At 55.9% G+C, this 26,511-nt stretch carries 26 protein-coding genes, 1 pseudogene and 1 riboswitch; of the genes and pseudogenes, 14 read left to right on the top strand and 13 right to left on the bottom strand.

Annotated features, from left to right (window positions below; all coding sequences use genetic code 11):
- Window positions 1–61: 61 nt before the first annotated feature.
- From ON16_RS10440 to ON16_RS10420, 5 genes are all read right to left on the bottom strand, one after another.
- Window positions 62–508, bottom strand: coding sequence for a helix-turn-helix domain-containing protein (locus ON16_RS10440; RefSeq protein WP_040662092.1), 447 nt, complete (start codon window positions 506–508; stop codon window positions 62–64).
- Between the two features lie 253 nt (window positions 509–761).
- Window positions 762–1,136: a hypothetical protein gene (locus ON16_RS10435; RefSeq protein ID WP_040662089.1), complete on the bottom strand. Its 375-nt coding sequence runs from the start codon at window positions 1,134–1,136 to the stop codon at window positions 762–764.
- On the bottom strand, window positions 1,123–1,809 hold the full coding sequence (locus tag ON16_RS10430) for a hypothetical protein (protein WP_040662086.1): 687 nt from the start codon (window positions 1,807–1,809) through the stop codon (window positions 1,123–1,125). Before ON16_RS10430 ends, ON16_RS10435 begins: the two co-directional genes overlap by 14 nt.
- Window positions 1,806–2,309 (bottom strand): anti-sigma factor, encoded by a 504-nt coding sequence (locus ON16_RS15055; protein WP_051131686.1) that lies wholly within the window; start codon window positions 2,307–2,309, stop codon window positions 1,806–1,808. The genes ON16_RS10430 and ON16_RS15055 overlap by 4 nt, the downstream gene beginning before the upstream one ends.
- The gene (locus tag ON16_RS10420) at window positions 2,296–2,808 is read right to left on the bottom strand and encodes an RNA polymerase sigma factor (RefSeq protein ID WP_051131685.1); all 513 of its coding nucleotides are present in this window, start codon (window positions 2,806–2,808) and stop codon (window positions 2,296–2,298) included. The genes ON16_RS15055 and ON16_RS10420 overlap by 14 nt, the downstream gene beginning before the upstream one ends.
- Window positions 2,809–3,146: 338 nt before the next feature.
- Here ON16_RS10420 and ON16_RS10415 point away from each other — a divergent pair, with 338 nt between their 5' ends.
- The 3 genes from ON16_RS10415 (at window position 3,147) to ON16_RS10405 (ending at window position 4,866) form a co-directional block, all read left to right on the top strand.
- A complete protein-coding gene (locus ON16_RS10415; protein WP_243441815.1) occupies window positions 3,147–3,620 on the top strand; it encodes a pyridoxamine 5'-phosphate oxidase family protein in 474 nt (157 codons plus the stop codon).
- The gene (locus ON16_RS10410) at window positions 3,620–4,615 is read left to right on the top strand and encodes a tRNA dihydrouridine synthase (protein WP_040662085.1); all 996 of its coding nucleotides are present in this window, start codon (window positions 3,620–3,622) and stop codon (window positions 4,613–4,615) included. Before ON16_RS10415 ends, ON16_RS10410 begins: the two co-directional genes overlap by 1 nt.
- Window positions 4,616–4,686: 71 nt before the next feature.
- Window positions 4,687–4,866 (top strand): hypothetical protein, encoded by a 180-nt coding sequence (locus ON16_RS10405; RefSeq protein ID WP_040662911.1) that lies wholly within the window; start codon window positions 4,687–4,689, stop codon window positions 4,864–4,866.
- 323 nt (window positions 4,867–5,189) lie between these two features.
- On the opposite strand, the gene feoB is transcribed toward ON16_RS10405, so the two are convergent.
- The 3 genes from feoB to ON16_RS10390 all read right to left on the bottom strand — a co-directional run bounded on the left by feoB (window position 5,190) and on the right by ON16_RS10390 (window position 8,571).
- Window positions 5,190–7,190: a ferrous iron transport protein B gene (feoB, locus tag ON16_RS10400; RefSeq protein ID WP_040662082.1), complete on the bottom strand. Its 2,001-nt coding sequence runs from the start codon at window positions 7,188–7,190 to the stop codon at window positions 5,190–5,192.
- Window positions 7,187–7,414, bottom strand: coding sequence for a FeoA family protein (locus ON16_RS10395; RefSeq protein ID WP_040662079.1), 228 nt, complete (start codon window positions 7,412–7,414; stop codon window positions 7,187–7,189). The genes feoB and ON16_RS10395 overlap by 4 nt, the downstream gene beginning before the upstream one ends.
- Before the next feature lie 323 nt (window positions 7,415–7,737).
- Window positions 7,738–8,571, bottom strand: coding sequence for a BadF/BadG/BcrA/BcrD ATPase family protein (locus tag ON16_RS10390; RefSeq protein ID WP_040662076.1), 834 nt, complete (start codon window positions 8,569–8,571; stop codon window positions 7,738–7,740).
- Between the two features lie 223 nt (window positions 8,572–8,794).
- Between ON16_RS10390 and ON16_RS10385 the strand changes: the two genes are divergently transcribed.
- The 3 genes from ON16_RS10385 (at window position 8,795) to ON16_RS10375 (ending at window position 12,976) form a co-directional block, all read left to right on the top strand.
- Window positions 8,795–10,243 carry a nicotinate phosphoribosyltransferase gene (locus tag ON16_RS10385; protein WP_040662074.1) on the top strand — a complete coding sequence of 483 codons (1,449 nt, stop codon included), beginning with the start codon at window positions 8,795–8,797 and terminating at the stop codon, window positions 10,241–10,243.
- 52 nt (window positions 10,244–10,295) lie between these two features.
- Entirely contained in the window at window positions 10,296–11,864 is a 1,569-nt protein-coding gene (cls, locus tag ON16_RS10380) for a cardiolipin synthase (RefSeq protein ID WP_040662071.1), read from the top strand.
- A 269-nt stretch (window positions 11,865–12,133) separates the two neighbouring features.
- The gene (locus tag ON16_RS10375; protein ID WP_040662069.1) at window positions 12,134–12,976 is read left to right on the top strand and encodes a tRNA 2-thiocytidine biosynthesis TtcA family protein; all 843 of its coding nucleotides are present in this window, start codon (window positions 12,134–12,136) and stop codon (window positions 12,974–12,976) included.
- A 71-nt stretch (window positions 12,977–13,047) separates the two neighbouring features.
- Here the strand turns inward: ON16_RS10375 and ON16_RS10370 are convergent, their stop codons facing one another.
- Both ON16_RS10370 and ON16_RS10365 read right to left on the bottom strand, forming a co-directional pair.
- Window positions 13,048–14,958 carry an LTA synthase family protein gene (locus ON16_RS10370; protein ID WP_051131684.1) on the bottom strand — a complete coding sequence of 637 codons (1,911 nt, stop codon included), beginning with the start codon at window positions 14,956–14,958 and terminating at the stop codon, window positions 13,048–13,050.
- Between the two features lie 70 nt (window positions 14,959–15,028).
- On the bottom strand, window positions 15,029–15,652 hold the full coding sequence (locus ON16_RS10365; RefSeq protein WP_051131683.1) for an ECF transporter S component: 624 nt from the start codon (window positions 15,650–15,652) through the stop codon (window positions 15,029–15,031).
- Between the two features lie 101 nt (window positions 15,653–15,753).
- Window positions 15,754–15,901: riboswitch (FMN riboswitch) on the bottom strand.
- Window positions 15,902–16,083: 182 nt separating this feature from the next.
- Between ON16_RS10365 and ON16_RS10360 the strand changes: the two genes are divergently transcribed.
- From ON16_RS10360 to ON16_RS16415, 6 genes and pseudogenes are all read left to right on the top strand, one after another.
- Complete coding sequence (locus ON16_RS10360; protein ID WP_040662066.1) at window positions 16,084–16,620, top strand: SLOG family protein; 537 nt, start codon at window positions 16,084–16,086, stop codon at window positions 16,618–16,620.
- Window positions 16,617–17,474 carry a 4-(cytidine 5'-diphospho)-2-C-methyl-D-erythritol kinase gene (gene ispE, locus ON16_RS10355; protein ID WP_040662064.1) on the top strand — a complete coding sequence of 286 codons (858 nt, stop codon included), beginning with the start codon at window positions 16,617–16,619 and terminating at the stop codon, window positions 17,472–17,474. Before ON16_RS10360 ends, ispE begins: the two co-directional genes overlap by 4 nt.
- A 101-nt stretch (window positions 17,475–17,575) precedes the next feature.
- Window positions 17,576–18,214 (top strand): stage II sporulation protein R, encoded by a 639-nt coding sequence (gene spoIIR, locus ON16_RS10350; protein WP_040662902.1) that lies wholly within the window; start codon window positions 17,576–17,578, stop codon window positions 18,212–18,214.
- A gap of 32 nt (window positions 18,215–18,246) precedes the next feature.
- The gene (locus tag ON16_RS10345) at window positions 18,247–18,705 is read left to right on the top strand and encodes a VOC family protein (protein WP_040662061.1); all 459 of its coding nucleotides are present in this window, start codon (window positions 18,247–18,249) and stop codon (window positions 18,703–18,705) included.
- 179 nt (window positions 18,706–18,884) lie between these two features.
- Window positions 18,885–19,187 carry a helix-turn-helix domain-containing protein gene (locus ON16_RS10340; protein WP_243441814.1) on the top strand — a complete coding sequence of 101 codons (303 nt, stop codon included), beginning with the start codon at window positions 18,885–18,887 and terminating at the stop codon, window positions 19,185–19,187.
- A gap of 152 nt (window positions 19,188–19,339) precedes the next feature.
- Window positions 19,340–19,468: pseudogene (locus ON16_RS16415) on the top strand (IS3 family transposase); the annotation flags it as partial.
- A gap of 321 nt (window positions 19,469–19,789) precedes the next feature.
- Here the strand turns inward: ON16_RS16415 and ON16_RS10330 are convergent.
- Together ON16_RS10330 and ON16_RS10325 are read right to left on the bottom strand one after the other, a co-directional pair.
- The gene (locus tag ON16_RS10330) at window positions 19,790–21,100 is read right to left on the bottom strand and encodes a 2-hydroxyacyl-CoA dehydratase (RefSeq protein ID WP_040662055.1); all 1,311 of its coding nucleotides are present in this window, start codon (window positions 21,098–21,100) and stop codon (window positions 19,790–19,792) included.
- A 3-nt stretch (window positions 21,101–21,103) separates the two neighbouring features.
- A complete protein-coding gene (locus tag ON16_RS10325) occupies window positions 21,104–24,046 on the bottom strand; it encodes an acyl-CoA dehydratase activase (RefSeq protein WP_081579662.1) in 2,943 nt (980 codons plus the stop codon).
- A gap of 236 nt (window positions 24,047–24,282) precedes the next feature.
- On the opposite strand from ON16_RS10325, the gene ON16_RS10320 reads away from it, so the two are divergent.
- Together ON16_RS10320 and ON16_RS10315 are read left to right on the top strand one after the other, a co-directional pair.
- On the top strand, window positions 24,283–24,855 hold the full coding sequence (locus tag ON16_RS10320; protein ID WP_040662052.1) for an epoxyqueuosine reductase QueH: 573 nt from the start codon (window positions 24,283–24,285) through the stop codon (window positions 24,853–24,855).
- Window positions 24,856–24,992: 137 nt separating this feature from the next.
- A complete protein-coding gene (locus ON16_RS10315; RefSeq protein WP_040662050.1) occupies window positions 24,993–25,532 on the top strand; it encodes a flavodoxin family protein in 540 nt (179 codons plus the stop codon).
- Between the two features lie 157 nt (window positions 25,533–25,689).
- On the opposite strand, the gene ON16_RS10310 is transcribed toward ON16_RS10315, so the two are convergent.
- On the bottom strand, window positions 25,690–26,256 hold the full coding sequence (locus ON16_RS10310) for a phosphoribosyltransferase family protein (RefSeq protein ID WP_040662048.1): 567 nt from the start codon (window positions 26,254–26,256) through the stop codon (window positions 25,690–25,692).
- Window positions 26,257–26,511: the final 255 nt, after the last annotated feature.

The raw sequence follows: 26,511 nt of genomic DNA, 5'->3' as shown, positions 1-26,511 counted from the left end.
AAATAGCCTCCCTTGATCAGCGGCATGAGCCGCGACCGGTATGTGCGGCAGCTTTTTTTGGTTACTTGCTCCCAGCCTTGCGGACGGCTTTTTCAATCAAGGCCTGTCCATCGGGAGAGCGGAGCACGTCCAGTACGGTGGTGCGCAGAGCCTCCTGAAATTTTTTGCTGTTCAAAAAAGCGTCAAACATCGTGCCATCTTCACTGACAGCCGCCTTTTTTGCCGGGCGGACAGCTGCGGGTGCGGGGGCCGGGGTCGGCTCGTCCATAAACGCGCCATCCATCCAGTCCGACATTTGTGTGCGGTCGTTGCTCTCACCCCGCAGATAAAAGGCGGAGACGCCGAAGAAAGATGCCAGCTTTTGCTGCTGGTCCTGCGTGGGCGTTTGGCGGCCGGTTTCAAATTTTTCAACAGCCGTCCGGGGAAGGCCCAAAGCGGCGGAAAGCGCCGGACCGCTGACGCCGCGCTCGGCGCGGAGCTGTTGGATACGCTGTGCCATTGTAATCATGGAATTGCCTCCTGTTAGTCAGCAAGATGCGGCCTTGCCGGAGCGGCAGCGCCGAAATCATCATGCGCCATGTTTTCCTGTTGTATTTATTTTATCACTTTTGTCAGGCTATGACAATAAGTTTGCCAAATTTGCCCACTCGACATACGCAACTCAGGCCAAAAACCCGGACGCTCTTTGTGAAAAGCGTCCGGGTGCGGCATTCTGAAAGCTGCGCATTAGGGGGCAGGGGCATACGGCCCTCAAACGCCCGTTACCAGCACAGATACTCCTTCGGAAAGTGGATCATGGCCCACGAGGTGAAAAAGACACCCAGCGCCAGTATGACGATCACAAAGCACAGGAGCATTCCCAGCCAGTCGTATTTGATGCGCCCGCCCTTCCGGGTGGAGAGCAGAACCTCAATCCCCAGCAGAATCAGCACGGCGGGGGAGAGCTTCATTAGAAGCTGAAAATCCAGAGAGGGGAAAAACAGGGCGGATGTCATGGTGAGACCCGCAATCACCAGCACGATGCCGAAGGTAAACGTCCCGACCCGCCGCTCCCTGACGGAGGCGGCTTTTGGTGCGGCAGGGGGAGGAGACTCCTGTTCGTCGGTGCAGACGCGGGATGCTTCATTGTCCGTCATGATCGGAGCCCTCCTTTTCCGAAGCCGCGGAGTTTGCGGAGGAAGTATCCGCGCCGCCCAAAACACTGTCCACTACTTTGCGGAACTCCGGCGCACCGTCCGGCGCCGCCCCAGTGGAAGCGGAACCGGAGGACGGCGGTGTGAAGCCGTTGAAGTCGTCTTCACGCTGCTGCTTTGGGCCGCGAATAAACCAAACGCCCAGAGCAATCACCAGCAGGAAGATGACCAGCCGGGGCAGCTGATAGCTGGCGAGCCAGTAAAAGTCATAGCCGAAGATGTTGGAAAGAAAGTCGGAGAAGTAGTGTGCCGCGGCCTGCCACAGGCCGTACAGTCCCAAAAGCACCAGCGCCCAGCCAATCAGGCTGTGCCGCTTGTCCAGCAGACGGCATAGCTGCTCCTTGTCCACGCCGGACAGACCGAAAAGATAAGCATCCGGCTCCTCCGTCCCGTTTTCCAGAGCGCGGCGGAGGTTATAGGTATCAAAAAAGGCATACAGCCACAGCACTGGCAGCGCCAGCGCCAGTTGGCCAAAATAGAGCCATGCGGCAACGCCGGTAATGAGGGCGAATGCGGACATCAGGGATACGCCCCGCTTCATATACCCTTGGTACATTTGGCCGCAGCCGGGAATGCAGGCGGAGAGGAACAGCAGAAACGGATTTTTACGGGTCATGACGAAAGCCCTCCTTGAGATTGGGATGAATCGGTTTGGGTTGCGGAGTCGCCGCCGAAGTCAAACAGATGGTTAAAGCGGTTCAATCCGCTGTTCACATATCGGTCCAGCTGTTCGATCCTCTCGGAAAAATTACTTTGCCGCAGGCTGTGCTGGGAAGTGTTTGACAGCGCGGCGGAGCCGGTCACAAGACCGCTGAAAATGTTAAAGCTCCACAAGGTTGCCACGATTAAAATGGCGGCTGCCGCCGTGGCATATCGGCTGGTGAGAACCCGGACGGCCCTCAGGCGGATGCGCTTCCAGACAGTGTCCTGACAGGAATGCTCCGGCGTCAGCAGCGCTTCTTCCGGTAAAAATGCCATGGAGCGCATTAAGCACTCGTCGCAAAAGTCCAGATGCTCCGCAATCTCCAACCGCTGAAGCTCGGAGAGCGCGCCGCCGCCGGAGAAGTGTTTCAGGGCATCGTCCGTCAGATGCCCGCGATGATCAAACAGTTCCATGGGACGACCTCCTGTTCCACTGTTCTTGAATTTGCAGCTTTCCCCGGGAAATCTGTGTGCGGACGGTCTTCACCGGCCGCTCCAGCCGCAGAGCGGTTTCCTCCGGTGTGCATTCCTTTAAAAAATGGAGAATGCAGACCTGCCGATAAGGTTCCCGAAGGTTTTGGATGATTTCTGTGATAGCCGCCGTCTCGCTGCGGGAGACGGCCAAGTCCTCCGCAGGCGGCGACAGGCCGGGGGGAATGGCATCGTCACCGGGGAGCAGAGTGTGGCGGGAATAGGCGCTTTGCAGGTGATCCTTTGCCTTGTTGGCGGCAATCCGCGCCAGCCACTGCCTTTCAAAGCCCGCCGGACAGCTGTCCCGGTGGGTGTAGGCGGCAAGGAATGCCTCCTGCGTCAGGTCTTCTGCTGTGGCTTCGTCCTGCACCAGCCGGTAACAGACCGTGTAGACCAGCCGCTCGTAATTTGCCACCAGCGCGGTGAACTCCTGATTTGTCATGATACTCACACCGGTGGACACCTCCCTTGCGTCTGTCTATCAAACGATGCAGCAAAGCAAAATGCTTCAGCTTTTTTAAAAACAACGTAAATATTTAAAACGTGATACCATAGATGCTTGTGCCGTTATAATACCACAGCGTTCTCCAGTGCGCCAGATTGACGGAGGCGGGCCGGGGTGGTAGACTAAAAAAACAGGCGGATGAGGCCGTCGTTTTGCTTTCAAATTTCAATATGGATGAATTCAGCGGAGTCGCTTGACGGTAAAGCGGTGAGTTGATACACTAAGGCACATCAAAGAAATGAAAGGCGCGTATCCGCGCGGAAGGGATTCAAGCCATGCAGGAAATGCGGAGAAAAGACCGTCAGGTGACGGACAGGGCGGAAATCTACAAGGTTCTGGACGAATGCGGCGTGTGCCGTGTGGGCTTTTGCGACGAGGGGCAGGTTTATATTGTTCCCCTGAATTTCGGTTATGAGGAAAAGGACGGCAAGCTGATCTTTTATTTCCACTCCGCCGCGCAGGGACGCAAGGTGGAGCTGTTCCGCAAGGGCGGTAGCGTGGGGTTTGAACTGGACTGCGCTCACCGGCTGGTGCGGGCGGAGACGGCTTGCGGCTATACGGAGCTTTACAAGAGCGTTATCGGCACGGGGCGGACTTATGAGGTTCCGGCGCAGGAACGTCTCGCGGCCATGAAGACGGTGATGGCCTACTACACCGACGCGGACCTTCCCTACGACCCCGCCGTTCTGGAGCGGGTGCGGCTGTTCGCGCTGGAAGTGGAAGAGCTGACATGCAAGGAGCACATTTGATGGAGACACTCATCCCACAAGTGGAAGTCGCGCCGCTGGAGGGCATCACCACTTGGATGTTCCGCCAGACACACAGCCGGATGTTCGGCGGAGCCGACCGGTATTTTACGCCCTTTTTCTCGCCCACGTCGGACCGTATTTTGACTGCGAAAGAACTGCGCGATCTGTCCCCAGAGCACAACGCAGGGGTTCCCACCGTGCCGCAGGTGATGACGAAGCGGGCGGAGGACTTCCTCTGGGCGGCGGAACAGGCGCGGGAACTGGGCTTTGACGAGGTGAATCTGAATCTGGGATGTCCCTCCGGCACCGTCACCGCGAAAGGGAAGGGCGCGGGATTTTTACTCCACCCCGACGAGTTGGACGCCTTTTTCGATGCGGTATTCCAAAAAGTCTGCCTCCCGGTGTCGGTAAAGACCCGAATCGGTTACAACGACGGGGCGGAGTTTACCCGTCTGCTGAAGATTTTCAACCGCTATCCCATCCGGGAGTTGATTGTCCATCCGCGCCTGCGGGGGGAGTTCTACAAAGGTCCTGTGCATCTGGATGTGTTTGCCGACGCATTGCAGGCAAGCCGCGCCCCCGTGACCTACAACGGGGATTTGGTAAGCATTGCGGATTTTCATGGGTTTACGGAAAAATTCCCAACGGTGGACACGGTGATGATCGGCAGGGGCGTGATCGCGGACCCGGCCCTTCTGCGAAAGCTGCGGGGCGGCCCGCCCGCCGGACGGGAGGAGCTGAAAACCTATACCCAGACGTTGTATCAGGGTTATCGGGAGGCTTATGGCTATCCCGGAACGGCGGCCCAGCGGATGAAGGAGCTTTGGTTCTATCTCATCAATCTTTTTGACGATGGGGAGAAGTACGCGAAAAAGATGCGCCGGGTGGGAAACGCGGCGGAATACGAGCATCTGGAAGCGGGCATTTTCCGGGACTTGGACCTTTTGACCGAGGCGCGCAAGCCGCTGGACGGCACTGGGAAAACCGCGCTGTGAGCGCTCTAAATAGGAACTCAAAGCCGTATTTTTTTCCGTGGACAGGGCAGACTGCCTCTGAGGTGATGGAAATGGAATCTAGCGAGCTGCCACTGGGCATGGGCATGGCTCTGGCGCAGAACATCTCCGCCATGGAGCGGTTTGCGTCTATGTCGGAGGCGGAGAAACAAGCTGTGATCGACGGGGCCCATGGAGTTCAGTCCAAGGCGGAGATGCAGGCATATTTGCAAAGGACGCTTGGCGCACAGTAAAACGAAAAAACTCTCCCGCGCGGTTGAAAATAAACCGCGCGGGGGAGCTTTTTATAGGTAAACGTATAAAAATAATGTAAAGTAAAATTACTTTATATGTACTGGAATTTCAGAATAACTGAGCATCAGATAAAGCGCGATCGAAAGGAATCCGCATCCCGTGCAGCCAAAAAAGCGGCTTAATGTCCGCAGCCGTCGCAGTGGTTGCAGCAACCGTCACAGCTGCCGCAGCATCCCTTATGCCTTCTGCAGGAATGGATTGCCGCGATGAGCCAGATTGCAAGCCCCGCTAAAATTAAAACTTCCAACAAAAGAATCCCTCCTCAAAACAGCAGTGCTAGGTGGTAGATTACAAACGCCACGACCCATGCAATCACACATTGTCCCGCCGCAACACCGGCGGCCTTCCACCCGGAGCCCAACTCTCGCCGGACGGCGGAAATTGCGGCAATACAAGGTGTATAAAGCAGTGTAAAGGATAAGAAGCTGACAGCCGTAACTGGGGTAAATAGTCCACTCAGAGCTGCGGTCACATTCCCGGCCGCGCCAGTGAGAACGCCCAGCGTGGACACCACGGACTCTTTGGCAATGAAGCCGGTGACCAGAGCCGTGGATACCCGCCAATCTCCAAATCCCAGCGGGGCGAACAGAGGCGCTGCCACCGCGCCCACCAGCGCCAAAAGGCTGTCTGCGCTGTCCTCCACCAAATTCAGCCGCGCGTCAAAGGTCTGGAGGAACCAGACAATGATGGTGGCAATGAAAATAACGGTGAATGCCCGGGTCAGAAAGTCCTTCGCCTTGTCCCAGCAAAGGTGCACCACGCTCTTGAAAGAGGGAAAGCGATAGTTCGGCAGTTCCATAACAAAAGGAATCGGGTTCCCCCGGTAAACGGTGCGTCCCATGATCTTTGCTGCCAGAATCCCAACCAGAATGCCCAGCAGGTATAGGGAAAACATCACAAGCCCGCCTTTTCCCGGGAAAAACGCGGCGGCAAACACGCTGTAAATCGGAATTTTCGCGGAGCAGCTCATAAAGGGGGTCAGTAAAATCGTCATTTTCCGATCCCGCTCAGAGGCCAGAGTCCGGGTGGACATAATGGCGGGGACGGAACATCCAAACCCAATCAGCATGGGCACAATGCTCCGGCCCGAAAGCCCAATCTTTCGCAGCAGCTGATCCATGACAAAGGCCACCCGGGCCATGTAACCGGTGTCCTCCAATATAGAGAGGAAGAAGAACAGCACCACAATGATGGGCAGGAAGGAGAGCACACTGCCAACGCCTGCGAACACACCGTCAATCACCAGAGAGTGAACCACCGGGTTCAAACCGTAGTCGGTCAGCGCCTCGTCCACCAAAACGGTCAGCGAGTCGATTCCCAGCGCCAAAAGGTCGGAGAGAAAGGCGCCGATCACGTTAAAAGTCAGATAAAAGATGGCCAGCATAACGCCGAAAAAGATGGGTAGCGCCCAAATGCGGTGGGTGACCACCCGGTCAATCCGTTCGCTTCGGCTCCGCTCCTTGGACTGCTGGCATTTCACCACCGTGTCCCGGCACACTCGCTCGATGAAGTCGTACCGCATGTCGGCCAGAGCCGCGTTGCGATCCATGCCGTGCTCCGTCTCCATCTCCTTCACGCTGTGCTCAATCAGCTCCAGCTCGTTTTGATCCAGTTCCAGTCCTGCCGCAAAATCCGGGTCGCCCTCAATCAACTTCATAGCGGCAAATCGGACGGGGATGCGGGCGGCCTGCGCGTGGTCCTCGATCTGATGGGCCACCGCATGGATGCAGCGGTGGACAGGACCGGGGGAACAGAAATCCTTTACAGCGGGAAGCGTCCTGCTTTTGGCAGTCTGCACCGCCGCCTTCACCAGTTCTCCAACGCCCTCGTTTTTTACGGCGGAGATGGGAACCACCGGGATGCCCAATGCCCGCGACATGCCTGCCACGTCAATGGTTCCACCATTTTTTCGCACCTCGTCCATCATGTTCAGCGCCAGCACCATGGGAATTTGCATTTCCATTAGCTGAAGCGTCAGATACAGGTTTCGCTCGATGTTGGACGCGTCCACAATGTTGATGATCCCGTCGGGCCGCTCATTTAAAATGAAGTCCCGCGTAACGACCTCCTCCGGCGTGTAAGGCCGGATGGAATAAATGCCCGGAAGATCCACCACTGTGCAGTCCTTCTCGCCCCGAATCACGCCGGACTTTCGATCCACCGTTACGCCGGGGAAGTTGCCCACATGCTGATTGGAGCCGGTGAGCTGGTTGAACAGCGTGGTCTTGCCGCAGTTTTGGTTTCCCGCCAATGCAAAAATCATGGTCGGACCTCCACTTCGATGTTTCGGGCATCCTCTTTGCGCAAAGACAGGGAGTATCCCCGCACATGCAATTCCAGCGGGTCCCCCAGAGGCGCAATCTTTTCCACCCGTACGGCGGTCTTTGGAATCAGGCCCATGTCAAGCAGACGGCAGCGCAGCGCGCCCTGTCCGCCGACGGCGGTAATCACGGCCTCCCGGCCGATTAGTAAGCTGTCCAGTTTCATCGGTACGACTCCCCCTCAAAAAGTTAGCAGGTTCTAACTTATACAGTTAGTCTAGCATAACGGCGTCGCTATGTCAAATACCGGCTATGCAAAGTTCAGAGAATCCTAGTGGCAAAATTTGTTCAAAATATCGAAAAAGGACGACTGCTAAAAAAAGCGTGCGGGCGGAGACTGAAAAGTCCCCGTCCACACGCTGCGGATCCATAATTGTTTGATGTAGAAAAGTCTTTTAGAAAGCTGGGCAGAAGCGGGAAAATCCAATTTCTGAAGCGCTGCCCCGCATGAGGAGCGGACGCTTAAAACGCTCCCGTGGGCGAGCCGCTTCACAGCCCCGCTTTTTTCAGGCTGCACAAACCCGCGCCGATAGCGGTTGCAAAGGTAGCGTTTTCGGGAATGATATAGTGGATGCCATAGAGCTTTTCAAAAACCTGAAAAGTGGGGGCGACCTGATCCAGCGTAGTCATGGAGCCGGTGAGAATCACCGTTTTCGTGCCGCACAGCCGGGAGGCCAGCACTGTCATGGTGCCGATGGCTTGAAGCACCAGGTTCACGGCCCCGGCCGCTAAATCTGCGGAGGATGCGTCTTCCGCCAAATTGCCGAAGTTGGCGGCGGTCATCTCCGGGTTCAGGGTCTTGGCAGGTCCGGTGGTGATGTCCGCGATGGTCAGGTCCACCTGCTTCAAATCCCCGCTGCAGGCCAGCTTCTTGATCTGGCCGAACCGCTCCATGCCGACCAGCTTGTGGCACAAGCCGCCCAGCGTGCCGCCGCCGATGCCGCTGCCGCAAAGATGCTCCACCTTGCCGTCTCTGGCCCAGAGAAAGGCGGTGCCGGTCCCCATGGTCACCACCACGCCCTCTGACTGGTCTGACAGGGCCAGCGCGCCGGTGCCGCTGGCGGTAAACTCGTCCACCCGGCAGGTGGGCAGCCCATAGATGTCGCCTTCCACATAGGCTGCGCCCACGCCGGTGAGCACCACCCGCTGCACGTCGCCCAGCGACAGCTTGTTGCTGGCCAGATAGTTGCCCAGCGCCCCATACAGGGACGTGAGCTGATCCTCCGCCCGGACGCGGAGCATAGCGCCCGGCGCTCCCTGTCCGTCCAGCCCCACGATCTTTGTGGTGGAGCCGCCGATGTCAATCCCTAAAATCATGCCCATGGTATTCAGGCCCTTTCGCTGCCGCGGGCGAGGCCGAACTGGCCGGGCGTCCGCTGAGATATAAGAGTATGGTATGTATCATAGGGGAGGAGAAGTGGATTGTCAATCGAAAATTGCCAAATGTTTGACAGAAAACAGACAGAGCGTTGATTTTCCTGAAAAAGAGCGCTATAATTAATGCAATTACCTCCGTCGAGAGCGGAGTACATTTTTGAGGTGCGATATGAGCGTCCGCGAGAAACTTAATATGTCCATGCTGTGCGATTTCTACGAACTGACCATGGGAAACGGTTATCTCCAGGCGGGGTTGAAAGACCGCATGACCTATTTCGACGTGTTTTTCCGGGATGTGCCGGATAAGGGCGGTTTCGCTCTGGCTGCCGGACTGGATCAGATCATAGAATATATTGAAGATCTGCATTTTTCAGAAGAGGATATTGCCTACCTCCGGGGACGGAATCTGTTTTCCGAGGAATTTCTGGATTATCTGAAAAACTTCAAATTCACCGGCGACCTGTACGCCGTCCCGGAGGGAACACCGATTTTTCCGCGGGAACCCATTGTGACCGTCCGCGCCCCAGCCATTCAGGCCCAAATCATTGAAACGTTTTTGCTGCTGGCCGTGAACCACCAGAGCCTGATCGCCACCAAGGCAAACCGCATCGTCCGTGCTGCCCGAGGCCGCACGGTGCTGGAATTCGGGTCCCGCCGGGCGCAGGGAACAGACGGCGCCATTACCGGCGCACGGGCTGCGTATATCGCCGGGTGCAAGGGAACAGCCTGCACCATCTCCGACCAGCTGTACGGTGTTCCCGCAGGGGGAACCATGGCCCACGCGTGGGTCCAGATGTTTGACAGCCAGTATGAGGCGTTTAAGACCTATTGCCAGCTCTATCCCACCAACGCAACGCTTTTGGTGGACACCTATAATACCCTTAAGTCCGGCGTGCCGGACGCCATCCGCGCCTTTAACGAGGTGCTGCGGCCCATGGGCATCCAAAAGTGCGGCATCCGTCTGGACTCCGGCGATATGGCGTATCTGACGCGGGAGGCCCGCAAGATGCTGGACGACGCGGGCTGGCCCGGCTGCGAGATTTCCGTGTCCAACGCGCTGGACGAGTATCTGATTCAGGACTTGCTGCTTCAGGGTGCGCAGATTGACGCGTTCGGCGTGGGCGAGCGGATGATTACCGCCCGCAGCGAGCCGGTATTCGGCGGAGTGTACAAGCTGGCAGCCGTTGAGGACAATCAGGGGAACATCATCCCCAAGATCAAGGTCAGCGAAAACGTGAGCAAGATCACCATTCCCCATTTTAAAAAGACCTACCGCATTTTTGACCGGGCCACCGGCAAGGCTGAAGCGGACTATATCTGTCTCCACGACGAGGAACTGGACGAGACGAAGCCGCTGGAGTTGTTTGATCCCAGCGCCACATGGAAGAGGAAGACCCTGACGAATTTTACCGCGCGGGTTTTGCAGGTGCCGGTGTATCTTGGCGGCAAGCTGGTTTATCAGCAGCCAAAGCTCAAGGACATTCAGGCCTACTGCGCCCAGCAGGTGGATACCCTTTGGGATGAGGTGAAGCGGTTCGACTATCCCCATAAATATTATATCGACCTGTCCCAAAAGCTGTGGGACATCAAGCAGGAGCTGCTGAACCAGAGAAAGTAAGCATCAAAATGCGGGCCGCATGGTGGCCGCGCCACGGATGAGAGGAGAGACTATGCGTCAGGCGAGAGACAGGCAGACCCGGGACCAACGAATTGAGCGGCGGATTTCTGCCGCGTCCAGCATCGCCATGTGCGTGCTGACGGTGCTGGCCCAAATCGTCGTGACGCTGCTCCTCACCCGCCTGCTGAGGCAATATGCCAATATTGCCTATGCCGCCTTGGAGCTGCTGGGCATCGTCATGGCTATCAACGTGTTTCTTCGCTCAGGCAGTCCCAGCTATAAGCTCAGCTGGATGTGTTTGCTGCTGGTGCTTCCGGTGTCAGGTATGCTGCTGTTTCTTCTCTGGGGCGGTACGCATCAGGCCAAGACGCTGAGTTTGAAACGGGTTCCCCCTCCTGCTGAACGGGAGAGTGCCCGCCGGGAAAGCGAGTCCAACGTGGCGCGCCTTACCAAACAGGACGCAGCCATGGGCCGCGTGGCGGCCTATCTTCAAAAGCGGGATTTTCTCCTGTATAAAAACACCTCCGCCAAGTATTTTGGAGACGGAATGGCGTTTTTTGACGATTTAATTAACCACATTCAAAAGGCCGAGACGTATGTTTTCCTGGAGTATTTTATCATCGCCGAGGGGAAAATCTGGGATCGGATTTTTGCGGCGCTGAAAGAGCGGGCCGCCGCGGGCGTGGAGATCCACATTATTTTTGACGACTTTGGAAATCTCACCCGATTTTCCGATAGCGCGCTTCAGGCGCTTCAAGACGCGGGAATCGAGGTGCAGGTCTTTAACCCGGTTCACCGCTATGTCAACCGCATTTACTTTAACTACCGGGACCACCGAAAGGTCGCCGTGATCGACGGCTACTGTGCCTATACCGGCGGCATCAATCTGGCTGACGAGTACGCGAATTTGTTTGAGCGGTTCGGCCGGTGGAAGGACTCCACTGTCCGCATCGAGGGAGACGGCGCGTGGGGCCTTGCGGCTCAGTTTATCCAGATGTGGGAGATGATCGGCGGGACTCTGCCCAACGAAGACGACTACTACCGCGCCCGGATAGCGGGCCCGGCGGGCGAGGGCTTTTGTCAGGCGTTTATCGACGGGCCGCTGAATAACCCGGACAACCCGATGGAGGACACATTCCTGCAGTTGATTTCCGCGTCCACCCGGTTCCTTTACATCACAACGCCGTATTACGCGGTGGAAGAAGCGATGCAGCTGGCTCTGTGCATCGCGGCGGATTCCGGCGTGGATGTTCGGCTGATGGTGCCTGCGATTCCGGATAAGCGGTACGCCTATATGGTGGCGGAGACTTATTGGGGAGAGCTGTTGAGCCATGGCGTGAAAATCTACAAGTATGCCCCCGGCTTCATCCACGCCAAAAGTATTTTGGTGGACCGGAAAATGGCTTTGGTGGGCAGTACCAACATGGACTATCGGTCTTTCCAGCTCCATTTCGAGTGCGCGGCCATGATGTATGACATGCCGGCGGTGGAAGAATTGCTGGAGGATATGGATGGGATCATGGCGGAGAGCACTCCCTATACCATGGAGGAATGGAAAAAGCGCCCTTGGTATCGGCGTGTGGTTTCGTCGATTTTGAAGTTGGGGGCAATCTGGCTCTAGTGGAGGGGCAAGTTCCATATCTCTCGTTTTGGCCTGCGGCGAAAGCTCGCTCATTTTCAAAATAAATGCGGGCATTTATTTTGAGGAAGATGGGAGATACGGAATGCGTACCCACCTGCGGCGAGGCCGCTGATCCTTGCGGGCGGACTCTCCTTTTTCCGAATAAAACAGGGAACCGGGGCGCGAAAAGACAAAGAGTACGGGGAACGCGAACCCTGCCAAGTGGAAATCGCGCATTAAATTTAAATAAGATTTCTGGAGAACAAAAGATGGCAAGAGAACTAACGCCCTGCGAGGTGGCGGAGCGGAGCATCATTAAAAAGTACCGCAAGACGCTGTGGAACCCCTTTATCGCGGCGGTAAAGCGGTATGAGCTGATTGCGCCGGGAGATAAGATCGCCGTGTGCATTTCCGGCGGAAAGGATTCCGTGCTGCTGGCAAAGCTGATGCAGGAATTGCAGCACCATACAGATCAGCCCTTTGAATTGGTTTTTATGGTGATGGACCCCGGGTACGCGCCCGAAAATCGGCAGCTGCTGGAGGAAAACGCCGCGAAATTGGAGATACCGGTGACGATTTTCAACAGCGATATCTTCGATGTGACGGTGCAGGTGGACAAAAATCCCTGTTATCTCTGCGCGCGGATGCGCCGGGGATTTCTCTATGCCAAGGCGCAGGAACTGGGCTGCAATAAAATTGCGCTGGGCCACCATTTTTCCGACGTGGTGGAGACAACCCTGATGGCCCTGTTGTATGGGGCGCAGATTCAGGCCATGCCGCCCAAGCTCCATAGCAAGAATTTTCCCGGCATGGAGCTGATTCGTCCGCTGTACTGCGTCCATGAGGACGCCGTCATCGCTTGGAAGAATTATAACCAACTGCGGTTTCTCCAGTGTGCCTGCCGCTTTACAGAGGCGCGGGACGCTGCGGAGGATGGCGTGGGACACAGCAAGCGTCAGGAGATGAAATTTCTGCTCCGAGAGATGAAAAAAACGAATCCCAATGTGGAGAAGTCCATTTTTGCCGCGATCCACGGGGTTCAGCTGGATACCATGGTGGGCGTCAAGTTCCGGGGCAGGGAATACTCCTTTTTGGATTACTACGATCAATAAAAAAGAGCCGGACGACAGAGACTTTTGTCCCTGCCGTCCGGCTTCTTTACCCCGCTCCATTGGGTCGGGTTTTAGTTTTCGGAATCCGGATACGGACCAAAATATCCCTCCGGTTGATTTTTGTCATCGAATAGGTGGTTATAGGCCATAATGCGGTAATCGTTATAAAGCTCATCCTCGCTCTGGGAGAGGGCGCTTTCGTCAACGTCGCTGAGCAGCGTGCCGTCCGGGCGGCGGAAGCCGATGGTGGTGTTGACAGGTAGCGCGTCCAGCAGCTTGGTGTGAAGCTGCTCATAGCCGGTCAGCTCGATACCGGCCAGTTCCATGGTCAGCGCGCCCAGCAGGTTAGAGCTGATGGTCAGGCCGTCCTGCTCCGGAATATCGTAGTTGGCCCAGATGAAAAACGGAACCTCATATTGCTGGAAAACCTCCTCCGTGGTGCGGTTGTCCAGTTTTTTTCCGTACAGCTTTTCGTAGAAGTCGTTGCCCAGCGGCGGCTGATGGTCGCCAAAAAAGACGATCATGGTCCGCTCGTCAGAACTCTGATAGTGCTCGATCAGCGTTTTCAAAGCGTTGTCGCTCTCCTTAATAAGGGAGAAATATTGGGCCGCCACGGCGGAAGCGCCTCGGCTGTCGCCTGCCAGCTCCACGCTGCGCTCCAGATTGTTCCAGCCCTGTGCGTAGCCGCTGTGGTTCTGCATGGTGACGTTAAAGGTAAACAGAGGGCCGTTCGTCTCGTCGGTGAGACGATAGAGCTGCTCATAGTCCGACGCATCGCTGATGTAATTGCGAATGTACTGGGGGTCCACCACGTCCTCCTGATACATCTGCCGGTCAAAGCCCATCCAGTCGTAAACGGACGTGCGGTTCCAGCCGGAGGAAAGGTAGGGGTGGAAAGAGACGGTGTGATAGCCCAAATCGTTCATTTGTGAAACTAAGGAGGGCATTCCCTCATAGCAGTACAATTGATAGGCCACAGTGGAGGAGGGCAGAAATGCCAGCGAATCTCCGGTTAGATACTCGAACTCCACGTTGGCGGTTCCGCCGCCGGTGACGGGAGAAACCATCATTCCCTTGACCGTGTTTTCCGTCAGAGAGTGGTAAAAGGGCAGGGGGTCCTCCGTCAACTCCAGATTTGGGAAGCTGGCACCCAGATCCGCAAAGGATTCGTTCATAATGACCAGCAGATTTTCCGGCGGCTCCGCGTCGGTTGCCATTCCGGCGGCAGACCCGTCGGCAATGCGCTGCGCAATATCGGGAGAGTAATCCTCCGGCGCCGAGACAAAGCTATACCGCAGGGCGGTCATAAAATTCAGCAAAAAGCCGTTGGCCTGCGTCTTCCACTGCTGCGCCCAGATTCCCACCGTGGGCAGCAGAGGTGTGCAGAAAAAGGCATATAGAAAGAGAAAAATTGCCGCCCAAGAACCAACTGCGGTGATTTTTTTCAGCTTCTGCCGTCCCTTGGCCTGCTTCGGCGGCAGGGCCAGCAAAAGGAGATAGACCACGAGAATGGCCGTCGCGATCCAGACGTTTTTGTCCGGCGTATAATCATAACTGGCGGCCACGTTTGCGGCAGTGCCCAAGGTCATCAAATCCACGGGGAAAATGATGCGCCCCCGGAACTCCAGAACATAATGATTGGCAAGGCCAAACAGAAAACAGAGCAGCACGGCAACCCGCGCTCCGGCCTTGGGCCGACCCAGCACCATCCGCGCAACCCAGAAGATCAGATAGTACCACAGGGCGGAAAAGAGAAGCTGAGTCGCGTTCAGCGCGGTAAACGGGTCGTTTTCGTTCAAATACTCCACGCATAAGTACGCCACCCATGGCCCCAGTAAAAAGAGAAGCCGTGCAGGGGTGCGGTCATCGTGCAGAACCCGCCGCAGCCACATGCGCAGACGGGAGGCTTTTTTAGGCGGTGCAACGGGAGTCGCGTCGGTGTCCGCCGGTTCGGTCTGAGGAATCAGGATTTCTTTGCTCAAGGGAATTCGCTCCTTTCGGAAAAAGCGATGGCAGGCGACAAGAAGCCGCCTGCCATGCGAATGAAGGTTCTTATCTGTGCAGCAGGGGGGACAGTGGTTTGTAGATCAGGAAGCACAGCGCCACGTCCAAAATCCCCTTTAAAAAGGTGAAGGGCATGTTAAACGTAACCAAACAGTCCAAAAGACCGTTGGCAGAGGGCCGGATGGCCTGATACATCCCCACGATGGTGTCAATGGGCATGAACTTTGCGTAGATAGGATATGTCAGGTAGTAATTCACGGGCACAGACAACACCGCCATGGCTGCGGCGCCGATCAGCGCGCCGAGAAATGCGCCCTTGCGGCTCTTGCGCTTATGGAACCGTTGGTAAACAACTCCCGCAATGCCCACAAAGATGGCTCCCAGCATGAAGTTGCACAGCTCGCCCACGCCGCCGGTAGAGGTCCGCAGGCAGTTGATGATATTTTTCACCAGACACACCGCCACGCCGTACCACGGTCCGATGCTGAACGAGGCCAGCAGGGCAGGCAGCTCTGAAATATCCAGCTTAATGAACGCGGGCATAAACGGAACCGAGAAATCCACGAACATCAGCACTGTTGCCACAGCGCTGAGCATAGCGGCGACAGTGAGTCGATGGGTGCGGGACTTTGCAAGTGAACGGCGGTTCGCTGCGCTTTCCAGTTGAGACATGAAAATACACTCCTTTAATTAGCTTGAAGACACCTCAGTACGCCGTCTCTCTAAGGTGAACCAAGCAACAAAGGAGCGCGCTCAAAGCGCGGCTCTGCCGCAAGAATCTTCTTCCATCCAGACTGTCGCCTCCGCATGGAGGCTTCACTGTCGGTCCCGGAGTTTCACCGGGTCAGCGGACATCCTTTCGGATGGCCGGTCGCGGACTATACCGCCGGTGGGGAATCGCACCCCGCCCTGAAGACACGTATTCAGTTGCTTCTGCACACAGTATACGACGGGCAGGGAGAAAAAGCAAGAGGAAAATCAAACCGGGAACAAATACACGCATTTTATGCAACTTTTTTAACTTTTAAAAATTAGCTTTACAAATAAGAACGCTTGTTCTATAATGAGAGAAAATCTGCGTCGGCTAAAAGAAAGACCAGTCGGTGAGAGGGGAGCGATCGCGCGTGCGGGGAAGACAGTCGGCCTGCTGCTTTACAGGTCACCGGCCGGGGAAGCTGCCCTGGGGGTATGCAGAGGAAGACCCACGATGTGTGGACCTGAAGCGGCGGCTTTTCGATGCGGTGGAGGCCGCATGCAGCGAGGGGTACTGTCATTTCCTCTGCGGCATGGCGCAGGGATGCGACCTGTATGCCTGCGAATGTGTGCTGGAACTGAAAAAGCGTTATCCGGAGATCACGCTGGAGGCTGCGATTCCCTGCCCCTCGCAGGCGAATGCATGGCCCGAGACGGAGCGGACGCGCTATCAACGGCTTTTGGAGCAGTGCGACTATGAAACGATGGTTTCTGCCGCATACAGCCCCAGCTGTATGCAGCGCCGGGATCGTTATATGGTGGATCATGCCGCGCTTTTGATCGCTATGTTTGACGGCACTTCCGGCGGCACTCGCTATACGATAGAATACGCGATGCGGTGTGGACTGGACGTGATGGACCTGCCCATTGTGGAGGAAGCGGAATGAACGAACTGACACTGTTAGCTCCAGCAAAACTGAATCTGACGCTGGATATTCTCCGGCGGCGGGAGGACGGATACCACGATTTAAAAATGGTGATGACCTCCGTGGAACTGTGCGACCGGGTGACGGTACGCCTGCGGGAGGATGGAGCGATCCGCGTTCGCGTCCCCGGCACAGACCTGCCCGAGGGAGAGGACAATTTGGCCGGGAAAGCCGCCCGGGCCTTTTTTAACCGGATTCAACAGACGCCGGGAGCAGAGATTTCAATTGAAAAACACATTCCGTCTCAGGCGGGAATGGCGGGTGGCAGCTCCGACGCGGCAGCGGTGCTGCGGGCGCTGCGAACCCTGCTGCGTCCGGACCTGACGGACGGTCAGATGGAGGCGCTGGGAGAGCAGATTGGCAGCGATGTGCCTTACTGCATCCGAGGCGACACTGCTTTGGCGGAGGGCCGGGGAGAGCGGCTGACAGACTGGCCTGCCCTGCCGCCTTGTGTGATCGTGGTGTGCAAGCCGGAGTTCGGCCTTTCCACGCCGGAGCTGTTTGGGCGCGTCCGAGTGGGAGATCTGCGCCATCGCCCGAATCATGACGCGATGTACGCCGCGTTGCAAAGCGGAGATGTGGGGGCAGTGGCTAAAGAAATGGCGAATGTGTTTGAGGAAGTGCTCTCGCCCAAGGAGACGGAGGTCATTCAGGACATCAAGGAGCGTCTGCGGCGCTGCGGTGCGGAGAATGCGCTGATGACCGGCTCCGGCCCCACGGTGTTCGGACTTTTTCAAAGCCCCGGCAGCGCCCAGCGGGCATTTGAGGAGTTGCGCGATCTCCATAGCCAGACGTTTTTGACCCGCCCCTTGTAAAAGGTATGAATTTTACTGTTTCTGTCCAGAATTTATCCGAGAGGCCATTTGGCCCGTACATCTCCTGCCTGTGGGCGGGAACGGAAAAGGACGGAAACAACATGGAACAGACGAAGGAACGGCGCAATCGCCATGTGCGCCGTGTTTTGGAAATTGCTTTGGGGATCGGTCTGGCCGCGGCGCTGATCTGGGGGACTGTTTCTCTGCACCGCCAGCAGGCGCTGGCGGATCGCGTGGTGCGGCTCCACATTCTGGCAAACTCCGATTCGGAAGAGGACCAGGCCCTGAAACTTCAGGTGCGGGATAAAATTTTGGCTCGGGCCACGGAGATCTTGGAGCAGTCAGAGAATCGAGATGAGGCGGAAATCACGCTGCGGGAATCGCTGCCAGAGTTTGAGCGCCTTGCAGCGGAAGAGATTGCCGCAGAAGGGTATGACTATTCCGTGACCGCAGAGTTGGCCGACACCACATTCCCCACGCGGGAATACGATGATTTTACGCTGCCTGCCGGGGATTATCTGGCGCTGCGGGTGGTCATCGGCGCGGGAGAGGGCCATAACTGGTGGTGTGTGGTGTTCCCGCCGTTATGTACGGCCGCTACCACCGATTTGGCGCAGACCGCCATGTCCGCCGGATTGAGTGACGATGATGTAAAGCTCATCACAGAAGCCGGGGAGGGCTATGTGTTGAAGTTCAAGTCCATTGAGATTTGGGAAGCGTTGAAAGCAAAACTTTCATGATTTGCGGATAGATTTGAGGGGGAGGGACCGAAATGAAATACAAAAGCCCGTTGTTGGTGGTAAAGGATTTGCAAAGATCGCTGAACTTTTACCAAAAAGTGCTGGGGCTGCATAAGACCGCTGATTTTGGGGCCAATGTGACGCTTACCGGCGGCATCTCTCTTCAGACGGAGGAGAGCTGGCTGGATTTCATTGAACGGAAACCTTCTGATTTGACCTATGGCGGCAATGCCTCCGAACTCTATTTTGAGACGGAGGATTACGATGCATTTTTGACCACGCTGGAGGATGTGGATCTGGTTCACCCGCCGATTGAACACCGCTGGGGCCAGCGGGCTGTGCGGCTGTACGATCCGGATCGTCATGTGATCGAGGTGGCGGAGCCTTTGACGGCGGTGGCCCGCCGCTTTCGAGACGCCGGACTGACGGAGGAGGGCGTGGCAAAACGGATGGACGTGCCGCCGGAGTTGGTGCGCCGATTGCTGAAGTAAACATGCGCCGCCTTGCAAAGCCCATTTTGCGGTTTTAAATGAAGTTATACGAAGCCAGCCGCCATCCTTTTGAAGTGACCCCCAATTGTTAGACAGTATGATATACTGAATGACAATTGGGGTGTTTTTGTATGCCAAAAGGAGTACCGAACAAACGATATACGCCGGAGTATAAAGCCATGGTGATTGAAACTATGCAGAAAGAACATATAGGCTACAATGAAGCCATGAGAGCATTCGGCATCACAGCCCGAGGACAGATTCAAAAATGGGAGAGCATTTACCTGACAGAAGGAGCGGAAGGCCTTGCTGTTGAGCATCGTGGACGCGGCAGCAAAGGCCGCCCAGCCAAGCTGCCGCCAAAAGCTGAGGAAGATATGCTGGCAGAGGTGCAGCGTCTTCGAGCAGAGAATGCGTACCTAAAAAACTTGCAAGCCTTGGTTTTGGAAGACGGGCGGCAAACGCGCAAAAAACGCTGGTAATGCGAGAACTAAGGCAAACATTCAAGTTGGATATCCTTCTGGAAGTTTCTCATCTTGCGCGTGCAACCTATTACTACCACGAAAAACGACTGAACAAGGCTGACAAATATGGTGACGCAAAAGCGGTAATTGCAGTGATCTACCATGAAAACAAATCCATGGAGCATTTCAAAAAAGAACTCATTGACTATCTGGACTATTATAATAACCGTCGCGGCAAGGCAAAGCTAAAGGGCTTGCCGCCTGCTATTCACAGACAACAAGCCCTCTTGAATGCTTGATTTATATATTTGTCTAACTTTTTGGGGTCACGTCACCTTTTGGATGGCGGCTGGCTTTTTTGATGTGGTTTAAAAGTTTGACCGGCCGGTTGCCACATGATTTCTTTAAAGCAAGGGGGCGAAAAATTCACGTTTGCTTCAAATTTCTTAAAAGTTTTTGCAAGCGGCAATAAATATTCCATTGGAAGAAAGGGAAAGGGTGGTCTGACTGGATATCCAGTCAGACCGCCTTCTTAATTGGTTTTCAGCACGATTACAGTATTCCGGAGCCGCGTCAACCCCAAAAAAATACGGCTGGTGGATTTGTCCGCTTGCCGAACCTCAGACTCCAAGGGCCTCCCGCTCCGGTTCCAAGGGCTGCGGTGCAAACTCCGCAGGCTTTGCGCCGCCCTCCAACCGCTCCCGGCCAACCGCCAGCATCAGCTTGATGCGGTTTTCCTGATTGACGCGGGTGGCGCTGGGGTCATAATCAATGGGCGTAATGTTTGCCGTTGGATACAGTTCCCGAATTCGATTCACCATACCCTTTCCGCAAATGTGGTTGGGAAGGCATCCAAAGGGCTGGGCGCAGATAATGTTTTCATAGCCTGCGCGCACCAGTTCGATCATCTCGGCGGTGAGGAGCCAGCCCTCGCCCATCTTGTTTCCGTGACCGATCACGCCGTTGGCCAGCTTGGTCAGCTCCTTGAATGGAAGCGGTGCGTGAAAGCCGTTTTGCTTCAACGCGTCGATCATGACGCGCTCCGTTCCAGAAAGATAGCTGAGAATCAGGCCGGACAGGTGCTTTTCAAAAAAACTCCCGCCGTACAGCTGCGCTGTCTCCGAGGGGTTGTAACAGCAATACTGCACAAAGCCCATCAGCCCCGGGAGGTTTACCTCGCAGTCCTGAGATTCCAGAAATTTTTCCAGATCGTTGTTGCCCAAGGGGGAATATTTTACATAGATTTCCCCAACCACGCCCACCTTCACCTTCGGCGTCCGGTGGACGGGAATGGTGGCAAAGTCCGCTGCCATTTTGGGCATGGCAGAGCGAATCTCGTGATTGGAATAGCCGCGGCCCACCCGAATATGGCCGCAAATGATGGTCAGCCACTTTTCAAGCATGGCGTCCGCATCGCCTTTGTGCAGTTCATAGGGGACGGTCTGAGCGCGCAGCGCCACCAGAAGGTCTCCATAATAAATGGAGGCCAGCAGCTGGCGCAGCAGTACCACCGTCATGGGAAAGCCGGAGTCCTTTTCAAGACCCGAGAAGTTCAAGCTGGCCACAGGAATCTGCCCGAAACCAGCCCGCTCCAGCGCTTTGCGCAGCAGATGAATGTAGTTGGACGCACGGCAGCCGCCGCCGGTTTGGGTGATGACCAGAGCGGTGTGATCCAAATCGTATTTTCCCGATTCCAACGCGTCTAAAAACTGGCCGATGACCAGCAGAGCGGGGTAGCAGGTGTCGTTATGAACATATTTGAGGCCGTTCTCCGCCACATGGGAGCCGCAGTTGCCCAGCAGTTCGCAGGTATAACCCTGCTGTTCCATGGCTGCGGCCAGAATTCGGAACTGAATGGGAGCCATGTTGGGAATCAGAATTTTATGGGTCTTCTTCATTTCCGGGGTAAACTTGGGATAAGTGTTCTCCATGACTCAGTTCTCCTTTCGCTGCATCCGGCGGCGCTTTTCTTCCTGCTCCTCCAGCGCGGCGAACAGACTCCGCAGACGGATGCGCACCGCGCCCAGATTTGTGATCTCGTCGATCTTCAGCTGGGTGTAGAGCTTTCCGCCTTCCTGCAAAATCTCGCGAGTCTCGTCGGTGGTGATGGCGTCCACGCCGCAGCCAAAGCTCACCAGCTGGACAAGGTCCATGTCTTTTTGCGTGGTGCAGTATTTCGCCGCCGCGTACAGCCGGGAATGATAGGTCCACTGATTCAAAACCGAGGTGGGGAACCGATCCACCCGGTCGGAGATGGAGTCCTCCGTTACCACCGCCGCGCCGTATTGCGTCAGCAGCGTGTCGATGCCGTGGTTCACCTCCGGGTCCACATGATAGGGCCGACCCGCAAGAACCACGATGCGCCGTCCCTCCGCCCGGGCCTGATCGATGATGCGCGCACCTTCTTTACGAATCTGGGCCATGTGGTGGGCATACTCGGCATATCCCGCGTCGGCGGCCTGCCGAACTTCTCCGCGAGAAATGCCGGAAAAATACTTTGCCAAAATTCCGTACATCTTGCGCACGAAGTCCTTGGGCCGATGAATGCCGACATAGTCATAAATGAATTTCACGTCCCGGATCTCCGGGCAGTTCCCGGCGATGACCTCCGGATAATAAGCCACCACGGGGCAGTTGTAGTGATTGTCGCCCTTGCCCTCGTCAATGTTATAGGTCATGCAGGGATAGAAAATAGCGTCCAGATTGAGCTTGCATAAAAGCTGAATGTGACCGTGGGCCAGCTTCGCGGGGAAACAGGCCGTGTCGCTGGGGATGGTTCCCTGCCCCTTCAGGTACAGGTCCCGGCTGGACAGCGGGCTGTGGTACACGGAAAAGCCCAGCTTTGTGAAAAATGCGTGCCAGAAGGGCAGCAGTTCATAGTTGTTCAGGCACAAGGGTAGGCCAATCTTTCCCCGCTTTCCGGGGACAGGCTTATAGTCCAGCAGCAGTTTGCGCTTGTAGGCGTAGAGATTCCGCTCACCCGAGTCAGCCTTTCCGGTAACAGGGCGGTCGCACCGGTTTCCGCTGAGGAAGGTGGACCCGTCGGAGAAGGTGTTGACGGTGAGCTGGCAGTTGTTGCCGCACCGGCCGCAGGTTTCGCTGCGGGTTTCCTGCGTGAAGGTACGCAGACACTCCGCGCTTAAAAGAGTGCTCTGCCGCCCGGATTCCGCCTTGCCCATGCCGTACAGTGCCGCGCCAAAAGCGCCCATCAGCCCGGCGATGTCGGGGCGGATGACCTCCACCCCCATCTCTTTTTCAAAAGCCCGCAGAACCGCCTCATTATAAAAGGTACCGCCCTGCACCACGATGTTTCGTCCCAGCTCCTCAGGAGTGGCGGCACGGATCACCTTGTAGATGGCGTTTTTTACCACACTGATGGAAAGCCCCGCGGAGATGTTCTCAATGGTGGCTCCGTCCTTTTGGGCCTGTTTTACGCTGGAGTTCATGAACACCGTGCATCGGCTGCCGAGGTCCACCGGACGGGTCGCAAACAGACCCAGTTGGGCAAATTCTTTCACGTCCTTGCCCAGCGCCTGCGCAAAGGTCTGGAGGAAGCTGCCGCAGCCGGAGGAACACGCCTCATTTAAAAAGAGGTTGCTGATGGCCCCGTCCTCAATCTTGAAGCACTTCATGTCCTGCCCGCCAATGTCGATAATGAAATCCACATTGGGCAGGAAGTGCCGCGCGGCGGTGAAATGCGCCACGGTTTCCACTACCCCGAAATCCGCGTGAAACGCTGCCTTCGCCAGATCCTCGCCATACCCGGTGGTGGTGACGGAGGCGATCTGCATGGCCGGGTGCTCGTCATAAAGCTGCTGAAGTACCTCGCGGATCAGAGAAATGGGGTTTCCCTGATTGGGGCGATAGTCTGTGAACAGAAGGCGGGACTCTTGGTCGATCACCGCCAGCTTCACGGTGGTGGAGCCGGAGTCGATGCCGATATGAACCGGGGCGGCATAATCCGCGCCAAAGGGAACTCTGGGAACGGATGCCTTGGCGTGCCGCGCGCGGAACGCCTCGTACTCCGCCTCATTGGCAAACAGCGGGGGCTGGGAGCGATAGGTTTCCGAAGCGCCCCGTTCCTGAAGCCGCTGCGCCACATCCATCAAATCAAACTCCTGATCGGAGTAATAGGCCGCGCCCAGAGCCACGAACAGCAGACTGTTTTCCGGGCACATACCCACCACGCCCAGCGTCTTGTCAAAGCTACTGCGCAGGCACCGGGAAAAGGTCAGCGGGCCGCCCAAATAGAGAAGGTTCCCCTTGATGGGCCGCCCTTGCGCAAGCCCCGCGATGGTCTGGTTCACCACCGCCTGATAAATGCTGGCGGCGATGTCCTCCGGCTGGGCGCCCTGATTAATGAGGGGCTGCACGTCGCTCTTTGCAAATACGCCGCAGCGGGACGCAATGGTATAGGTCTTTTCCGCCCGCTGGGCAGCGGCGTCCAGCTCGTCGGCGGTCATTTTCAAAAGGGTTGCCATCTGGTCAATGAATGCTCCCGTGCCTCCGGCGCAGGAGCCGTTCATGCGGACTTCCAATCCGTTGGTCAAAAAAAGAATCTTGGCGTCCTCGCCGCCAAGCTCCACGACCACGTCGGTGCCGGGCACCAGACGGTTTACAGCCACACGGGTGGCAAATACCTCCTGGACAAAGGGGACGGACACGCCCTCCGCCATACCCATTCCGGCGGAACCGGAGATGGAGAGCAGCGCCCGTCCATGGGGGACGTACTGCTGCGCCGTTCGGCGCAGCAGTTCTTCTGATTTCTCTAAAATATGACTGTAATGGCGCTCATATGTAGAGTAAATGATTTTTTCATCGTCGTCCAACACCACGCATTTGATAGTGGTGGAACCGACGTCCAATCCAACACGCAAGAGTATGTTCCTCCTAAAGTCAGTCCGGAAGGCGCGAAAGCCGCAGCCTACGCTCAGTTAAACACAGGTAGTTTACTCTATTTCCTCAGAATTTGCAATCGCAAAATCCGTTGCCGCCGTTAAGATTCTGTCATAAAAATGCCTGTTTTCTCTACAAAACGACACCACTGAGTTGAGGGCATCCTCTTGCGTGAAATCCGGCGGTCTGATATACTATCCATGAGGTGACATGTTTTATGGATTCCGTTTTGCTGCATTGCTGCTGTGCGCCCTGCTCGCTGTCCTGCATTGAGCCCCTGCGGGCGGAGGGCATTGAGCCCACGGCGTTTTGGTACAACCCCAACATCCACCCTTGGAAGGAATATCAGGCCCGGAGGGACTGTCTGGTGGAGTATGCGCCCACGATTCATATGAAGATGATTGTCCGCGAGGAATACGGCCTGCGGGACTTTGTCCGGCATGTGGCGGATGACATTGATCGCCGCTGCACCTATTGCTATGAGCACCGGGTGGAGGAGACGGCGCGGTTCGCCGCGGAGCACGGGTACGAGGCATTCACCTCCACCTTGCTGGCCTCTGTCTACCAGAACCACGAAAAAATTGTCGAGGCGGCGGAGCGGTTTGGGGAGCAATACGGGGTCAAATTCCTGTACCGGGATTTTCGCCCCAATTTTCGTGCGGGGAACCAGCGGGCGCGGGAACTGGGATTTTACATGCAGAAATACTGCGGTTGTGTCTTTTCCGAGGCCGACCGTTACCAAAAGCAGATCGACCGGGACCAAGAGAAATACACGGAGACTACATTATAATATGTATCTATAATAAAATGCCACGCCGCTGAATGCGGTCCCCCTCGCTTACCCCCGAAACGGGATAGGGCGATTTGCCCAAAAAGACAAAACATCGGACTGCACCGATGAATGAAGGGAAACGAGGTACGCGTATTATGAGCAGGATCGTTATATTGACTGGCAGTATGAGACGGGGCGGCAACACAGAGCTGCTGGCGCAGGCATTTGCCGATGGCGCGCGGAGGAACCATGAGGTGGAGATTCTGTCTGTCGCCGACTATCATGTGAACCCCTGCGTTGGCTGCAACTCCTGTTTCAAAAGAGAAGGACACGCCTGTTTTCAACAGGACGACATGACCCGGATTTACGAAAAGCTGCGCCAAGCCGAGGTGATGGTGATTGCCTCTCCCATCTACTTTTATGGGATCAGCGCCCAGTTGAAGGCCATTGTAGACCGGCTTCACACCCCCATGCGCGATGAGTTTAAAATTAAAAAAATGGCGCTGCTGCTGGTGGGCGGAGCAGTGCTGCCGGAATTGTTCGACCCCATCAAGATGCAGTATCAGATGGTGCTGAATTTCTTTAAGCTGGAAAACGCCGGCATGGTCCTTGTTAGAAATGTCAAAGAGCTGGGCGCGATTAAAGAACATCCGGCATTGCAGGAGGCATACGATCTGGGTGCGTCGATTCCATAACCAAGACAGCTTTCCGCTGGGAAGACTGCAGAACAAACGACAAGGGGGCACCGTTTTTAACGATGCCCCCTTGCCGTATTACAAAATTAGATGCTGTTTTTCGCGGCTGCCTTGCATAAGTTCGACTAACCAAATCAAGGATTTGGAGTCTCTCTTGTCAGCCCTTAACCGTTCCGTCGGCGTTGAACACCGGAAGGGGAGCGAGGTATTTGATGTCGTTCCGGTTCTGAGCGCCGCCCTCCGCCAAGACGGCGATGCGGCCTGTGACCGAGCCTCCGGCCAGATTCACCAATGCTTCCATGGCCTGCATGGACCCGCCGGTGGAGATCACGTCGTCTACCAGCAGCACGCGCTTTCCGCGAATCAGATCTGCATCGTCCCGGCCCATATACAGCTTTTGTGTTCCGGCAGTGGTGATGGACTGATCCTCCACATGGAGGGGGTCGGGCATATAGACTTTGGCACCCTTGCGCAGGAGGATATACTTCTTCGCCCCGGACTGGCGAGCCATTTCATGGATCAGGGGGATACCCTTTGCCTCGGCGGTGAGCATGTAATCATAGCTGTCTGCGGGGACCAGCTTCAAAAGCTCCCGTGCGCAGGCCACGGTCAGCTCCGCATCGCCAAAGACCACAAACGCGCCGATGTACAGCTCGTCTGATACTTTGCAGATGGGCAGGTCCCGCTTCAGGCCCGCCACGGTGATCGGATAAGTATGCCGCATATCAAAATGCCTCCCAAAACCAGTCGAATTTAAGTCGTCGTTGTCGGTTTCCAAACATAAATATTATATAGTTTCGTAGAAGATTGTCAATCCATGAACGACAATCTTCCTTCAAAAGAAGCAAATCCTGCAATTCTTATGTTGAAATGCACAAAAACCTGCATGAATTTTTTCGTTATACCAAAAGAAAATAGCCCATATGAAGAAATGTAGGCTTGCTTCCATACATTAGAAGTGCTAGAATACATTTAGCGA

The sequence above is a fragment of the Oscillibacter ruminantium GH1 genome, assembly GCF_000307265.1.
GTDB lineage: Bacteria > Bacillota > Clostridia > Oscillospirales > Oscillospiraceae > Oscillibacter > Oscillibacter ruminantium.
Note: the sequence above shows the minus strand (reverse complement) of the source record. Positions and strands in the feature narration are given on the sequence as shown.

Excerpts from the sequence above, each read along its gene's own strand:
- ON16_RS10440 (WP_040662092.1), bottom strand. The coding sequence starts at position 508 with ATGATTACAATGGCACAGCGTATCCAACAGCTCCGCGCCGAGCGCGGC.
- ON16_RS10435 (WP_040662089.1), bottom strand. The coding sequence starts at position 1,136 with ATGACGGACAATGAAGCATCCCGCGTCTGCACCGACGAACAGGAGTCT.
- ON16_RS10430 (WP_040662086.1), bottom strand. The coding sequence starts at position 1,809 with ATGACCCGTAAAAATCCGTTTCTGCTGTTCCTCTCCGCCTGCATTCCC.
- ON16_RS15055 (WP_051131686.1), bottom strand. The coding sequence starts at position 2,309 with ATGGAACTGTTTGATCATCGCGGGCATCTGACGGACGATGCCCTGAAA.
- ON16_RS10420 (WP_051131685.1), bottom strand. The coding sequence starts at position 2,808 with ATGACAAATCAGGAGTTCACCGCGCTGGTGGCAAATTACGAGCGGCTG.
- ON16_RS10415 (WP_243441815.1), top strand. The coding sequence starts at position 3,147 with ATGCAGGAAATGCGGAGAAAAGACCGTCAGGTGACGGACAGGGCGGAA.
- ON16_RS10410 (WP_040662085.1), top strand. The coding sequence starts at position 3,620 with ATGGAGACACTCATCCCACAAGTGGAAGTCGCGCCGCTGGAGGGCATC.
- ON16_RS10405 (WP_040662911.1), top strand. The coding sequence starts at position 4,687 with ATGGAATCTAGCGAGCTGCCACTGGGCATGGGCATGGCTCTGGCGCAG.
- feoB (WP_040662082.1), bottom strand. The coding sequence starts at position 7,190 with ATGATTTTTGCATTGGCGGGAAACCAAAACTGCGGCAAGACCACGCTG.
- ON16_RS10395 (WP_040662079.1), bottom strand. The coding sequence starts at position 7,414 with ATGAAACTGGACAGCTTACTAATCGGCCGGGAGGCCGTGATTACCGCC.
- ON16_RS10390 (WP_040662076.1), bottom strand. The coding sequence starts at position 8,571 with ATGGGCATGATTTTAGGGATTGACATCGGCGGCTCCACCACAAAGATC.
- ON16_RS10385 (WP_040662074.1), top strand. The coding sequence starts at position 8,795 with ATGAGCGTCCGCGAGAAACTTAATATGTCCATGCTGTGCGATTTCTAC.
- cls (WP_040662071.1), top strand. The coding sequence starts at position 10,296 with ATGCGTCAGGCGAGAGACAGGCAGACCCGGGACCAACGAATTGAGCGG.
- ON16_RS10375 (WP_040662069.1), top strand. The coding sequence starts at position 12,134 with ATGGCAAGAGAACTAACGCCCTGCGAGGTGGCGGAGCGGAGCATCATT.
- ON16_RS10365 (WP_051131683.1), bottom strand. The coding sequence starts at position 15,652 with ATGTCTCAACTGGAAAGCGCAGCGAACCGCCGTTCACTTGCAAAGTCC.
- ispE (WP_040662064.1), top strand. The coding sequence starts at position 16,617 with ATGAACGAACTGACACTGTTAGCTCCAGCAAAACTGAATCTGACGCTG.
- spoIIR (WP_040662902.1), top strand. The coding sequence starts at position 17,576 with ATGGAACAGACGAAGGAACGGCGCAATCGCCATGTGCGCCGTGTTTTG.
- ON16_RS10345 (WP_040662061.1), top strand. The coding sequence starts at position 18,247 with ATGAAATACAAAAGCCCGTTGTTGGTGGTAAAGGATTTGCAAAGATCG.
- ON16_RS10340 (WP_243441814.1), top strand. The coding sequence starts at position 18,885 with ATGGTGATTGAAACTATGCAGAAAGAACATATAGGCTACAATGAAGCC.
- ON16_RS10330 (WP_040662055.1), bottom strand. The coding sequence starts at position 21,100 with ATGGAGAACACTTATCCCAAGTTTACCCCGGAAATGAAGAAGACCCAT.
- ON16_RS10320 (WP_040662052.1), top strand. The coding sequence starts at position 24,283 with ATGGATTCCGTTTTGCTGCATTGCTGCTGTGCGCCCTGCTCGCTGTCC.
- ON16_RS10315 (WP_040662050.1), top strand. The coding sequence starts at position 24,993 with ATGAGCAGGATCGTTATATTGACTGGCAGTATGAGACGGGGCGGCAAC.
- ON16_RS10310 (WP_040662048.1), bottom strand. The coding sequence starts at position 26,256 with ATGCGGCATACTTATCCGATCACCGTGGCGGGCCTGAAGCGGGACCTG.